This window comes from Tsukamurella sp. DT100 (assembly GCF_049844855.1).
Taxonomy (GTDB): Bacteria; Actinomycetota; Actinomycetes; order Mycobacteriales; family Mycobacteriaceae; genus Tsukamurella.
On sequence record NZ_JBNCLV010000005.1, the window covers coordinates 22,709 to 36,162 of the forward strand.

11 protein-coding genes are annotated in these 13,454 nt (G+C 69.6%); 8 read left to right on the forward strand and 3 right to left on the reverse strand.

Annotated features, from left to right (window positions below; all coding sequences use genetic code 11):
• Positions 1-40 precede the first annotated feature (40 nt).
• The 4 genes from hisD to ACLQ3K_RS13230 all read left to right on the forward strand — a co-directional run bounded on the left by hisD (position 41) and on the right by ACLQ3K_RS13230 (position 5,155).
• On the forward strand, positions 41-1,387 hold the full coding sequence (hisD, locus tag ACLQ3K_RS13215) for a histidinol dehydrogenase (RefSeq protein WP_425999867.1): 1,347 nt from the start codon (positions 41-43) through the stop codon (positions 1,385-1,387).
• A complete protein-coding gene (locus tag ACLQ3K_RS13220) occupies positions 1,384-2,499 on the forward strand; it encodes a histidinol-phosphate transaminase (RefSeq protein ID WP_425999869.1) in 1,116 nt (371 codons plus the stop codon). Before hisD ends, ACLQ3K_RS13220 begins: the two co-directional genes overlap by 4 nt.
• A gap of 8 nt (positions 2,500-2,507) precedes the next feature.
• A complete protein-coding gene (gene hisB, locus ACLQ3K_RS13225; protein WP_336670373.1) occupies positions 2,508-3,122 on the forward strand; it encodes an imidazoleglycerol-phosphate dehydratase HisB in 615 nt (204 codons plus the stop codon).
• Between the two features lie 128 nt (positions 3,123-3,250).
• On the forward strand, positions 3,251-5,155 hold the full coding sequence (locus tag ACLQ3K_RS13230; protein WP_425999871.1) for a M61 family metallopeptidase: 1,905 nt from the start codon (positions 3,251-3,253) through the stop codon (positions 5,153-5,155).
• Between the two features lie 15 nt (positions 5,156-5,170).
• On the opposite strand, the gene allB is transcribed toward ACLQ3K_RS13230, so the two are convergent.
• Positions 5,171-6,520, reverse strand: a complete 1,350-nt coding sequence (gene allB / locus ACLQ3K_RS13235) for an allantoinase AllB (protein ID WP_224645068.1) — start codon at positions 6,518-6,520, stop codon at positions 5,171-5,173.
• Positions 6,521-6,765: 245 nt separating this feature from the next.
• Between allB and ACLQ3K_RS13240 the strand changes: the two genes are divergently transcribed.
• From ACLQ3K_RS13240 to ACLQ3K_RS13255, 4 genes are all read left to right on the forward strand, one after another.
• A complete protein-coding gene (locus tag ACLQ3K_RS13240) occupies positions 6,766-8,307 on the forward strand; it encodes an NCS1 family nucleobase:cation symporter-1 (RefSeq protein ID WP_425999873.1) in 1,542 nt (513 codons plus the stop codon).
• A 10-nt stretch (positions 8,308-8,317) separates the two neighbouring features.
• Positions 8,318-9,040, forward strand: a complete 723-nt coding sequence (locus ACLQ3K_RS13245) for an aspartate/glutamate racemase family protein (protein ID WP_224645070.1) — start codon at positions 8,318-8,320, stop codon at positions 9,038-9,040.
• A gap of 65 nt (positions 9,041-9,105) precedes the next feature.
• The gene (gene dctA / locus ACLQ3K_RS13250) at positions 9,106-10,521 is read left to right on the forward strand and encodes a C4-dicarboxylate transporter DctA (protein WP_425999875.1); all 1,416 of its coding nucleotides are present in this window, start codon (positions 9,106-9,108) and stop codon (positions 10,519-10,521) included.
• Complete coding sequence (locus ACLQ3K_RS13255) at positions 10,514-11,275, forward strand: MTAP family purine nucleoside phosphorylase (RefSeq protein WP_224645072.1); 762 nt, start codon at positions 10,514-10,516, stop codon at positions 11,273-11,275. The genes dctA and ACLQ3K_RS13255 overlap by 8 nt, the downstream gene beginning before the upstream one ends.
• 72 nt (positions 11,276-11,347) lie before the next feature.
• Here the strand turns inward: ACLQ3K_RS13255 and ACLQ3K_RS13260 are convergent, their stop codons facing one another.
• Entirely contained in the window at positions 11,348-12,169 is an 822-nt protein-coding gene (locus ACLQ3K_RS13260) for a bifunctional allantoicase/(S)-ureidoglycine aminohydrolase (RefSeq protein WP_425999878.1), read from the reverse strand.
• Positions 12,166-13,440, reverse strand: coding sequence for a DUF6986 family protein (locus ACLQ3K_RS13265; RefSeq protein ID WP_425999880.1), 1,275 nt, complete (start codon positions 13,438-13,440; stop codon positions 12,166-12,168). The genes ACLQ3K_RS13260 and ACLQ3K_RS13265 overlap by 4 nt, the downstream gene beginning before the upstream one ends.
• Between the last annotated feature and the right edge of the window lie 14 nt (positions 13,441-13,454).

Here is a 13,454-nt window from a genome sequence, read left to right on the forward strand (position 1 = left end):
GGCCGGAAACCCGGTGGCGCCGGACCCATAGAATGGGGCCATGTCTGATCTGCAGCTGAGCCGTCTCGACCTGCGCGGTCGCCGCCCGTCGCTCGCCGAGCTGCGCGCGGCGCTCCCGCGCGGTGGCACCGATGTCGACGCGGTGGTGCCGCAGGTGCGGCCCATCGTGGACGCGGTCGCCGAGCGCGGCGCCGAGGCGGCCCTCGAGTTCGGCGAGAAGTTCGACGGTGTCCGCCCGGCCACCGTCCGGGTTCCCGCTGCGGCGCTGGAGCGTTCACTCGCAGAGCTCGATCCCGCGATCCGCGAGGCGCTGGAGACCGCGATCAGCCGGGTCCGCACCGTGCACGCCGACCAGAAGCGCGTCGACACGGTCACCGAGGTCGTGCCCGGCGGCACCGTCACCGAGCGGTGGATCCCCGTCGACCGCGTCGGCCTCTACGTGCCCGGCGGCAACGCGGTGTACCCCTCGTCCGTCGTGATGAACGTGGTCCCCGCGCAGATCGCCGGCGTCGGCTCGCTGGTGGTGCTCTCGCCCGCGCAGAAGGATTTCGACGGGCTGCCGCACCCCACCATCCTCGCGGCGTGCGCGCTGCTCGGGGTCGACGAGGTGTGGGCCGTCGGCGGTGCGCAGGGCATCGCCCTCGCCGCGCACGGCGGCACCGATCTCGACGGTGCCGAGCTCGCCCCCGTCGACCTCATCACCGGCCCCGGCAACATCTACGTCACCGCCGCGAAGCGGCTGTACCGCGGCCTGGTCGGCATCGACGCGGAGGCCGGGCCCACGGAGATCGCGATCCTCGCCGACCACACCGCCGACCCGGTGCACGTCGCGGCCGACCTCATCAGCCAGGCCGAGCACGACGTCATGGCGGCGTCGGTGCTGGTCACCACCTCGCCGGAGCTCGCGGACCGGGTCGACGAGGCGCTGACCGCCCAACTCGAGATCACCCGGCACCGCGAGCGCGTGGACACCGCGCTGCGCGGCCCGCAGTCCGGCACCGTCCTGGTGGACGGGATCGACGAGGGCCTCGCGGTGGTCAACGCCTACGCGGCGGAGCACCTGGAGATCCAGACCGCGGACGCCCGCGAGGTCGCCCGGCGGGTGCGGGCCGCGGGCGCGATCTTCGTCGGCCCGCACTCGCCGGTGAGCCTCGGCGACTACGCCGCCGGCAGCAACCACGTGCTGCCCACCGCCGGCTGCGCGCGGCACAGCTCGGGCCTGTCGGTGCAGACCTTCCTGCGCGGCGTGCACGTCGTCGAGTACGACGAGGCGGCGCTCAAGGACATCGCCGGCACCGTCATCACGCTCGCGAACTCGGAGGATCTGCCGGCCCACGGCGAGGCGGTGCGGCTGCGGTTCGAGTCGCTGAAGGGCGGCCGCGCGTGAACCCGCTGCCCGGCGAGGCCGTGAGCCTCGACCAGCTGCCCATCCGGGACACATTGCGCGGCAAGGAGCCCTACGGTGCGCCGCAGCTGCCCGTGGCCGCGGCGATGAACACGAACGAGAACCCGCACCCGCCGAGCCCGGCGTTGGTCGCCGACATCGCCAAGGCCGTCGGCGAGGCCGCCGCCGCGATGAACCGGTATCCGGACCGCGACCTGGCCGCGCTGCGGAACCGCCTGGCGGAGTACGTGACCGAGCGCACCGGCACCGTCGTCGGGCCGCAGAACGTGTGGGCCGCCAACGGCTCCAACGAGATCCTGCAGCAGGTGCTGCAGGTGTTCGGCGGTCCCGGGCGCACCGCGATGGGTTTCGTGCCCAGCTACTCGATGCACCCGATCATCTCGGACGGTACCGATACGCACTGGATCCCGGGGAAGCGCACCGCGGACTTCGCGCTCGACGTGGACTACGCCGTGGGCGCGATCGACGAGATGCGTCCCGACGTCCTGTTCCTGACGAACCCGAACAACCCGACGGGGCATCTCATCGCCGAGGACGACCTGATCCGGCTGATCGAGGCGGCGCCGGGCATCGTCATCGTCGACGAGGCCTACGGCGAGTTCAGCGCCGGGCCGTCGGCGGTGCGGCTGTTGGACCGCTTCGCCGGGAAGCTCATCGTGAGCCGCACCATGAGCAAGGCCTTCGCCTTCGCGGGCGGGCGCGTGGGCTACCTGGTGGCCGCGCCGGCCATCGTCGGGGCGATCCAGCTCGTGCGGCTGCCGTACCACCTGTCTGTGTTCACGCAGGCCGCGGCGATCGCCGCGATCGACCATCGCGCGGAGACGCTGGCGTCGGTGGCGCACCTGTCGGCCGAGCGCGACCGGATCTCCGCGCGGCTGCGGGAGCTCGGCTACGACGTGATCGAATCGCACGCCAACTTCATCCTGTACGGCGGCTTCGCGGACGAGGCCGCCGCCTGGCGCACCTACCTCGACGGCGGGGTCCTGGTGCGCGACATGCACATCCCGGGGCACCTGCGCGTGTCGGTGGGGCTGGACCACGAGAACGACGCCTTCCTCGCGATCAGCGAGAAGCTGGCGCCCGAGCAGAAGTGAGTGACCGCATGACCGACCGCATCGCCCGTATCGAGCGCACCACGAGGGAGTCCTCGATCGTGGTGGAGCTCAACCTCGACGGCACCGGCGTCACCGACATCGCCACCGGCGTCCCGTTCTTCGACCACATGCTCACCGCCTTCGGCCAGCACGGCAGCTTCGACCTCACCGTGCAGGCCAAGGGCGACATCGAGATCGACGCCCACCACACCGTCGAGGACACCTCGATCGTGCTCGGCCAGGCGATCGGCGAGGCGCTGGGGGACAAGAAGGGCATCCGCCGCTTCGGCGATTGCTTCATCCCCATGGACGAGACGCTCGCGCACGCCTCCGTCGACGTCTCCGGCCGCCCCTACGCCGTGCACACGGGCGAGCCGGAGTACCTGGTCAGCTCCGTGATCGGCGGCTACCCGGGCGTCCCGTACTCGACGGTGATCAACCGTCACGTCTTCGAGTCCCTGGCGATGAACGCCCGGATCGCGCTGCACGTGCGCGTCCTGTACGGCCGCGACCCGCACCACATCACCGAGGCCGAGTTCAAGGCCGTCGCCCGCGCCCTGCGCGCAGCCGTGGAGCCGGACCCGCGGGTCACCGGCGTCCCGTCGACCAAGGGCACGCTCTAGCGGATCCCACGCGCCGGGCGCCGCGCAGGCGTCCGGACCCGCTGCGGCGACCCCGTCCTTTCGGAGGGCGAGGCCGCAAACAATTTTGTAGGATCAACAAAATTGTTCGCGGGAAGTCGGGAGTGCGGATGTCCAAGGTTCGAGGCGTCAGCGCCGTCAGCATCGTGATCGTCCTCCTGGCGGGCCTGCTGGCCTGCGGGTCGCCGGACCGCTCGGGGAAGGACGCAGGGGAGCAGAAGCCGGTTTCGGTATCGGTGGACGTCACCAATCTGCCGCAGCGCATCATCGGGGTGAAGCAATCCATCCCCGTCAGCGCGGGCGAGGTGACCCTGCTCTACCCGCAGTGGCTGCCGGGTAATCACTCACCCTCCGGCCCGATCGACAAGATCGCGGGCATCTCGTTCTCCGGTGGCGGGAAGAAGCTGGACTGGAAGCGTGATCCGCTCAACGTCTACGCGCTGAAGGTGACGGTGCCCGACGGCGTCGACACCCTGGACGCGGCGTTCTCGTACCTCACGCCCACCGACAGCACCCAGGGCCGCGTCGTGATGACGCCGAACATGCTCAACCTGCAGTGGAACGCGGTCGTCCTGTACCCGGCGGGGAAGCCCGCGAGCGAGATCCCGTTCACCGCGAGCGTCACCTACCCGCCGGGATTCGAGGCCGGCACCGCGCTGGACGTCTCCGGCCGACGCGGCGACACCGTCGACTACCGGACGGTTCCGCTCGACGTGCTCGTCGATTCGCCGGTCTACGCGGGCCGCTTCCACAAGCAGATCGACCTGGCCCCGGGCGCCGAGGTCCCGGTGCGGCTCCAGGTCTTCGCCGACGCGCCGGAGCAGCTCGAGGCCAAGCCCGAGCACATCGAGCAGCACCGGGCGCTCGTCGCGCAGGCGATCAAGCTGTACGGATCGCAGCACTACGATCACTACGACTTCCTGCTCTCGCTCTCCGATCAGCTCAGTTCCAACGGGCTCGAACACCAGCGGTCCAGCGAGAACGGCGAGCCGACCGACTACTTCACGGGGTGGAACCCCGCGGTGGGGAGCGACGATCTGCTCGGCCATGAGTACACGCACTCGTGGAACGGCAAGTTCCGGCGCCCGGCCGACCTGTGGACGCCCGACTTCAACACGCCCATGCAGGACAGCCTGATGTGGGTGTACGAGGGTCAGACCCAGTACTGGGGCAACGTGCTGACCGGTCGGGCGGGGCTGCGGCCGGCGGAGGTCTCCCGCGATGCGCTGGCATCCGTGGTCGCCACGTACACCGACGGCCGCCCGGGCCTGAGCTGGCGGAGCCTGCAGGACACCACGAACGATCCGATCATCGCGCAGCGCCGCACCAAGCCGTACCGGTCCTGGCAGCTCAGCGAGGACTACTACCAGGGCGGTCAGCTCGTGTGGCTGGGCGTGGACGCGCGCATCCGCGAACTGACGGGCGACACGAAGTCGCTCGACGACTTCGCCCGCGCCTTCTTCGGCGTCGACGCCGAGACGTGGAAGACGCAGAACACCTACGACTTCGACAAGGTCGTCGCGACGCTGAACGGTGTGGTCGCCGACGACTGGGCGACGTACCTGCGCGATCGCCTCGACGGCAAGGAGTCGTTCGCCTCGAGCGTCGAGAAGACGGGGTGGAAGTTGGTCTACGACAACAACCCCGGCCCCTTCCTGGCGGAGCAGAAGAAGGCGGCGGAGGGTGCCGCCAACTACACCTACTCGATCGGCCTCAACGTGTCCGCGACGGGCAAGGTCACCGATGTGCGGTGGGACGGACCCGCGTTCAAGGCGAAGGTCGGGACGGGGATGACGGTGCTGTCGGTCAACGACGCCGCGTACTCCCAGGCCACGATGCAGACCGCGATCGAGGCGGCCAAGACGAACCCCGCCCCGATCCGGCTGCAGGTGAAGGACTTCGACCAGACGCGGACGGTCGAGATCGACTACCACGGCGGCCTGCGGTACCCGCACCTACAGCGGATCGAAGGCACCCCGGACTACCTGAGCCGGATCTTGGCGAGTCGTCCGTAGCCGGGGAGCCGGAGGTCAGGCCTCGCCGCGGCGGAGCAGGCGACCGTGGGGGGTCTCGAAGTCGATCTTCTCGCCGCGGAGCCACGTTCCGCTGACCACGCCGGCGAGGGCGCGGCCGTCGTACGGTGAGATCGCGTTCTTGTGGTGCAGGTGGTGCACGTCGACGACCTGCGCGGCCTCCGGCTCGAAGATCGCGAAGTCGGCGTCGAAGCCGAGGGCGATCCGGCCCTTGCGGGTCATGCCGGCCAGCTTCGCCGGGTTCGCCGACATCCACTCGAGGACCTGCTCGAGGGAGATCCCGCGCTTCTTGGCCTCGGTCCAGATGAGCTGCAGGCCCAGCTGCAACGACGCGACGCCGCCCCAGGCCACGCCGAAGTCGCCGTTCTCGACGTCCTTGAGGTCGATAGTCGAGGGGGAGTGGTCGGAGACGATGCAGTCGATGGTTCCGTCCAGCAGGCCCTGCCACAGGAGTTCCCGGTTCGAGGCCTCGCGGATCGGCGGGCAGCACTTGAAGGCGGTGCCGCCGTTGGGGATCTCCTCGGCGAGCAGCGTGAGGTAGTGCGGGCAGGTCTCGACCGTGAGCTTGACCCCGTCGCGGCGGGCGGTCGCGATCATCGGCAGCGCGTCCGACGAGGAGAGGTGCAGGATGTGCGCTCGCGCCCCGGTCCAGCGGGCGCGCTCGATGACATCGGCGATGGCCACGTTCTCCGCGCCGCGGGGGCGGGAGGCGAGGAACTTCGAGTACTTGTCGCCCTCGGGCTCCGGTGCGTGGTCGATGGCGCGCGAGTCCTCGGCGTGCACGATCATCAGCGAGTCGAACGTGGCCAGCTCGGCCATGTCCTCCTCCATCTCATCGGCGGTGAGGTGGGGGAACTCGTCGACACCCGAGTGCAGCAGGAAGCACTTGAAGCCGAACACGCCGTCGTCGTGCAGCCCGCGCAGCTCGCCCTTGTTGCCCGGGACGGCGCCGCCCCAGAAGCCGACGTCGATGTGGGCCTTGGGGCCGGCCACCTCGCGCTTGATGCGCAGGGCCTCGCGGTCGACGGTGGGCGGGATGGAGTTGAGCGGCATGTCGACGAGCGTGGTGACGCCACCCGCGGCAGCGGCCTTGGTGGCGGACTCGAAGCCCTCCCACTCGGTGCGCCCGGGCTCGTTGACGTGTACGTGCGTGTCGACGAGGCCGGGGATCATCACCTGATCGTCGGTCAGCTCGACGACCTCGCGGCCGGTCAGGCCGTTGCCGAGCGGCTCGATGGCGACCACCCGGCCGTCCCGGATGCCGACCTCGCGCGCCACCGTCCCGGCGGTCGTGACGATGCGGCGGCCGCGGACCACCAGGTCGTACTCGGCGGTGTCGGTGCTCATGCAGGTTCTCCTTCGCTAGAAATTCCGAGTCGCGGAATTTCGTCTCGATCCTGGGGCCACACTAGGTGTGACCTGCGCCACTCGTCAAGATCGGTGTTTCCGGTGTGTAGCGATCATATTCCGACATGCGACATGGGCCTTGACAGAGTGGCTGAGATAGGTCTTACTTATCGCTACCAGTGGAACACCATTTCCGCACAACGGAAAAGATTCGAGCGGTCAGCCAGCAAGAACGAAGGCCCAGCATGACAGAAGAACTCACCCCCCGCGTCGCGGCGCAGGCGAATCCGATCCGGCTCGGTGACGCGGACGTCGCCGACGTTCCCGACGTGGACGCGCTGAACCGGCTCAGCGCCGGCCTCTACAACCAGGACCTCGCGCCGACGAAACGGGCGGGCCGCACGTGGGGCGGCTACAACATCTTCACCCTATGGGCGAACGACGTGCACAGCCTCGGCAACTACGCCTTCGCGATCGGCCTGTTCGCGCTGGGCCTCGGCGGGTGGCAGATCCTGCTGGCCCTCGGCCTCGGCGGCGTGTTCCTGTTCGTCCTGCTCAACTTCTCCGGCTTCATGGGGGAGAAGACGGGTGTGCCCTTCCCGGTCATGAGCCGCATCTCCTTCGGCATCCGCGGGGCGCAGATCCCCGCGCTGATCCGCGGTGTCGTCGCGATCGCCTGGTTCGGCATCCAGACCTACCTCGCCTCGGTGGTGCTGCGCATCATGATCGTCGCGGTCGCTCCGGGCGCGGCGACTCTCGATGAGAACCGCTTCCTCGGACTCTCCACCCTCGGCTGGATCTCCTTCCTGGTCCTGTGGGCGATTCAGCTCGTCATCGTCAGCTACGGCATGGAGATGATCCGCAAGTACGAGGCCTTCGCGGGGCCGGTCATCCTGGTCACCATGGCGGCTCTGGCCGTCTGGATGCTCAGCAAGGCCGATTGGTCCATCGCATGGACCACGCCGGAGTCCACGACGGGACTCGACATGTGGCTGCAGATCGTCGGTGGCGCCAGCCTCTGGGTCGCGATCTACGGCACCTTCGTCCTCAACTTCTGCGACTTCACCCGTAACGCGACGTCCAAGAAGTCCATCGTGCGCGGCAACTTCTTCGGCATCCCGCTCAACATGCTGCTGTTCGGCGCCATCGTGATCACGCTGGCCGGCGCCCAGTTCAAGATCAACGGACAGGTCATCGAGTCGCCCGCCGACATCGTCCAGACGGTGCCGAACACGCTGCTGCTCGTCCTCGCGTGCCTCGCGCTGCTCGTGCTCACCGTGGCGGTGAACCTGATGGCGAACTTCGTCGCCCCGATCTACGCGCTCAACAACCTGTTCCCGAAGCACTTGAACTTCCGCAGTGCGGGCCTCATCTCGGGCGTGATCGGCCTGATCATCCTGCCCTGGAACCTGTACAACTCGCCCGCCGTCATCACGTACTTCCTCGGGGGACTCGGCGCGCTCCTCGGCCCGCTGTTCGGCATCGTCATGGCCGACTACTGGCTGATCCGCAAGTCGAAGGTCAACGTGCCCGACCTGTACTGCGACCTGCCCGACGCGCCGTACTTCTACAAGGGTGGCGTGAACCCGCGCGCCGTCATCGCGCTCGTTCCCACTGCCGGCGCCGCGCTGCTCATGGCCTTCGTGCCCGCCTTCCACGTGGTCTCGAACTACTCGTGGTTCATCGGAGCCGGCCTCGGCGCGCTCGTCTACCTCGTGGTGGCCGACCGCAAGGGCCCGTTCGTCGACGTCTCCGGCGAGCCGATCGCCGTCCCCAGCAAGCACTAGGAGTCCCGCGATGCGCATCCTCGTCGCCAACGTCAACACCACGGAGTCCATGACGGCCGCGATCGCCGAGTCGGCGCGCTCCGCGGCCTCGCCCGGCACCGAGATCGTCGGTATCACGCCGCGCTTCGGCGCGGACTCGTGCGAGGGGAACTTCGAGTCCTACCTCGCCGCGATCGCCGTCATGGACGCGATCACGCGCTACGAGGGTCCCTACGACGCGGTGATCCAGGCGGGCTACGGCGAGCACGGCCGCGAGGGGCTGCAGGAGCTGCTAGAGGTGCCCGTCGTGGACATCACCGAGGCTGCGGCGTCGACCGCGATGTACCTGGGCCACAAGTACTCCGTCGTCACGACTCTCGACCGCACGGTCCCGCTCATCGAGGACCGGCTCAAGCTGGCCGGACTCGACGCCCGCTGCGCGTCGGTGCGCGCGTCGGGTCTCGGCGTGCTCGAGCTGGAGTCCGAGCCCGAGCGGGCCGTCGAGGCCATCGTCGCCCAGGCGCGGGAGGCCGTCGAGCGCGACCACGCCGAGGTCATCTGCCTCGGGTGCGGCGGCATGGCGGAGCTGGAGGAGAAGGTCTCCGCCGCGACGGGCGTCCCCATCGTCGACGGGGTGCGCTCCGCCGTGACGATCGCCGAGGGGCTCGTACGCATGGGCCTGAAGACCTCCAAGGTGCGCACCTACGCCCCGCCGCGCCCCAAGGTCGTGACGGGCTGGCCCTTCCAGAACTGAAGCTCCTATCGGGTAGTCGTTCGAGAAGCAGGACGGCCGCGCCACATTCCGGCGAAGGGATGCACATGACCACGACTGAGGCGCCGAAGAAGAAGCGCTGGTACAGATCCCTGTTCGTCCAGGTGTTGATCGGCATCGCAGCCGGAATCGCCACGGGCATCTTCTTCCCGGGATTCTCGGACCACCTCGCTCCGCTGGGCCAGGGCTTCATCAAGCTCATCAAGATGCTGGTGTCGCCGCTGATCTTCCTCGTGGTGGTGACCGGTATCGCCAAGGTCGGCAGTATGGCCGCTCTCGGCAAGATCGGTGCGAAGGCCCTGCTGTGGTTCACGGTGTGCACCACGTTCGCGCTCGCGCTGGGGCTCGTGGTCGGCAACGTCGTCCGCCCGGGCGAGGGCCTGAACATCGACCCGTCGACCCTCGACGCGAGTGCGCTCGATGAGAAGACGCACGGCGAGACCCTGCCGGGCGGCGTCGACTTCGTCATGAACATCATCCCGACCTCCGTGGTCGACGCCTTCGCGAAGAACAACCTGCTCCAGGTGCTGTTGTTCGCGGTGCTCTTCGGCGTGGCGCTCGCGGCGATCAGCGAGAAGGTCCAACCCGTCCTGCTCGAGGTCATCGACCAGGCGATGCACGTGATCTTCCGGATCGTCAGCTACATCATGTATCTGGCGCCGATCGGTGCGTTCGGCGCGATGGCCTTCACCGTGGGGAACTACGGCGCCGACTCGCTCAAGTCCTTCGGCATGCTGGTGCTCGCGTGCTACGGCGCCGCCGTCGTCTTCATCCTCATCCTCGCGGTGGCGGTGCGTCTCATCACCGGTGTGAGTACGTGGAAGTTCCTCAAGTACTGCCGCGAGGAGTTCATGCTCGCGCTGGGCACGGGGTCGTCCGAGGCCGTGATGCCGTCGATCATCAAGAAGCTGGACGCGGCGGGCTGCGACCGATCGGTGGTCGGTCTGGTGATCCCGACCGGCTACTCGTTCAACCTGGACGGCGCGGCGATCTACCTCTCGCTGTCGATGATGTTCCTCGCGCAGGCGGTCGGCGTGGACCTCAGCGTGGGGCAGCAGATCACGATCATGGGAATCCTGATCCTCAGTTCCAAGGGGATGGCCGGCGTCCCGGGCTCCGCGTTCGTGGCGTTGTCCGCCACGGCCGCTGCGGTCGGTGCCTTCCCGGTGGCCGCGGTCGCCCTGCTCCTCGGCGCCGACCGCCTCATGGACTCGATGCGTGTGGCGACCAACCTGCTGGGCAACTGCCTCGCCACCTTCGTCATCGCGCGGTGGGAGGGCCTGCTCGACACGGAGAAGATGAAGGCGGTCCTGGAGGGCACGCTCGTCGTCGACGATCCCGACGACGTGCGCGCGCACCCCGGCCACGGCGCGGCCGCGTTCCCGCCGCGTGCCGATGCGATATCGCCGGCCGCGACCGGCGCCGAGACGACCGTCGACGCCGAAGGAGCGAAGAATGTCTGACACCACCGCTCCGGCTGGTCCCGAGGCCACGGTCGCGATCCTCGGCAGCTGGGGCTATTACGGGCTCCTCGACGACGCCCGCGCATACCCGGTGGACACGCCCTACGGCGCGCCGTCGGACGACGTGGTGATCGGGAGCGCGCACGGCCGGCGCGTCGCGTACCTGACGCGGTCCGGCCGCGAGCGGACCATCCCGCCGCACAAGATCAATCACCGCGCCAACATCTGGGCGCTGCACCACCTCGGCGTGCGGCACATCCTCGCCGCCACGCCCGCCGGAGCCTTCGACCCCGCGGTGGGCGTCGGCACCGTCGTGGTCCCGGACCAGCTCGTCGACCGGACCGGGCGCACCGACGACACCTTCCACGACGACGAGGACGTCCGGGTCTCGTTCGCGCAGCCCTTCTCCGAACCGACCCGCGCCGCCGCGATCGACGCGCTCCGCGACCAGCGCTGGGTCGTCGCCGATGGCGGTGTGGTCGTGGCGATCCGGGGCCCGCGGTTCTCGACTGCGGCCGAGTCCCGCTGGTACGCGGCGCAGGGCTGGGACGTCGTGTCGACCACCCCGTACCCGGAGGCGGCGCTGGCCCGCGAGCTCGGCATGGGCTACGCCTGCGTCGCGCTGGTCACCGATCACGACGTCATCGCCGAGACCCCGTGGCCCGTCAGCCAGGAGCGGGTCCAGGAGGAGCTCGACGCGAACACCCTGCGCCTACGCGAGGCACTCGTGCGTGCCGCGGCGACCCTGTCCTGACCCTACGGACCTCCGCTCCACAGTGACGGGCCCCGCCCGCAAGCCGGGAGGGGCACTTCACGTATCGGCTCGCTACAGGACGATCTGGCGGTTGACGTCCTTGTAGAGCAGGTAGCGGAAGTTCGACGGTCCGCCGGCGTAGCAGGCCTGGGGGCAGAAGGCGCGCAGCGACATGTAGTCGCCCTCCTGCACCTCGACCCAGTCGCCGTTGAGGCGGTAGACGGCCTTGCCCTCGAGGACGTACAGGCCGTGCTCCATGACGTGGGTCTCGGCGAACGGGATCGACGCGCCCGGCTCGAACGTCACGATGTTGCAGTGCATGTCGTACGCCAGGTCCTGCGGATCGAGGATCCGGGTGGTGCGCCACTTGTTGTCGGTGCCCGGCATCGGCGAGGGCTCGATGTCGCGCTCGTTGCCGACGGCGACCTTCGGCGTGTGCCCGGCGAGCGGCTCGTAGCGCTTGCGGACCCACTGGAAGACGGCGGCACCGTCGGACGTGTTGGCTACCGACCAGGACGTGCCCGCGGGGATGTACGCGTAGCCGCCCTCGGTGAGGGTGTGCGCCTCGTCGTCGATCGTCACCTGCAGGGTGCCCTGCGTGACGAGGAGGAAGCTCTGGACCTCGGGCTGCGGCTCCGGCGCCTCCGAGCCGCCGCCGGGGGAGACCTCGACGATGGACTGCGCGAAGGTCGTCGAGCCGCCCGCGACGGGGCGGTTGAGCACCCACGCGCGGGTGTTGGTCCAGCCCGGGAAGACCGAGGTCACGATGTCGCGCATGACGCCGCGCGGGATCACGGTGTAGGCCTCGGTGACGATGGCGCGATCCGTGAGCAGGTCCGTCTGCGGCGGGTGGCCGCCCTGCGGCGAGTAGTAGACGGGGGCGGACGAGCTCATCGGGTCTCCTCGGGCTGGGTGATGGTGGGGCGGTTCAGGGCGAGGTCGCGCACCGTCTCGACGGTGACCTCGGCGGCGGACGCGACCTCGGCGGCGGTGACCGCCCCGCAGGTCACGCCGCGATGGATGAAGGACGCGAGCGCGCGGGCCGTCGCCGGCTCGTCGAGGATCGCGGAGTCGATGCGGTGCACGTAGTTCCGCAGCCGGGTCGCGGCGGCGGGGAAGCCGTCGCGGCAGAAGGCGTAGGTCGCGAGGAACCGCGTGACGAGCTGAGCCGGGTGCAGATCCCAGCCCTGGTAGATGCCGCGCTCGAGGTGGCGGCGCACCAGCCGCGCGTGCAGGCGCCAGGCGTCGGCCACGTGGGCGGGATCGCCGATCGGCAGGATGTTCGTGGAGCCGTCCGAGAGGTGCACGCCCGTTCCGGCGACGGCCAGCTGCATGACGTTCTTGGCGTGGTCCGCGGCGGGGTGTTCCATCGACTGGTACTGCGCGGCGATGCCGAGCGAGGCGGAGTAGTCGTAGGTGCCGTAGTGCAGGGAGGTGACCCGCCGGTCGGCGGCGTGCAGCAGGGTGGCGACGGGTGCGGTGCCGTCGGCCCCGAGGATCACCTGCGGCGTCTCCACCTGCACCTCGAAGCGGAGCCGGCGCTCGCCCAGGCCCAGTGCGGTCTCGAGGCCGCGGCTCGCGTCGACCATCGCCTCCACCTGGCCGGCCGTGGTCACCTTCGGCAGCGTGATGGTGAGTCCCTCGGGCAGCGGGCCGGCCGCGACGAGACCGCTGACGAACAGGTCGAGGGTCCGAAGTCCGCGGGCGCGGGTGGGCGCCTCGAAGCACTTGAAGCGGATGCCGATGAACGGGGCCGTCGACCCGTTGGCCACGGCCTTCGTCACCGCGTCGACGGCGCGGGCCACGTCGGCGTCCTCGGCGTCGTCGCCGCGGTCGCCGTAGCCGTCCTCGAAATCGAGCCGGATGTCCTCGATCGGCTCCTCGGTCAGCTTGCGCCGCACCAGATCCGGGAGATCTCGGTCGTCGAGGCCCAGGGTGCGGGCGACCTCGTCCAGGCCGCCGGCGGCGTCGGCCGCCGCGAAGGCCTGCTCGCCCCACTCCCGAGTCGTCTCGGGTGTGAATCGGTCGGCCGGCAGGTAGACGGTGTGCACGGGCTGCCGGCGACCGTCGTCTCCGGGGAATTCGCGGGCCAGGAGCGCATCGGTGTCGGCCAGGCGGCGATCGATCGAGGCCAGGGCGTCGTCGGAGAGCGAGCGGCTGGGCATGGGTCCTCCGTCAG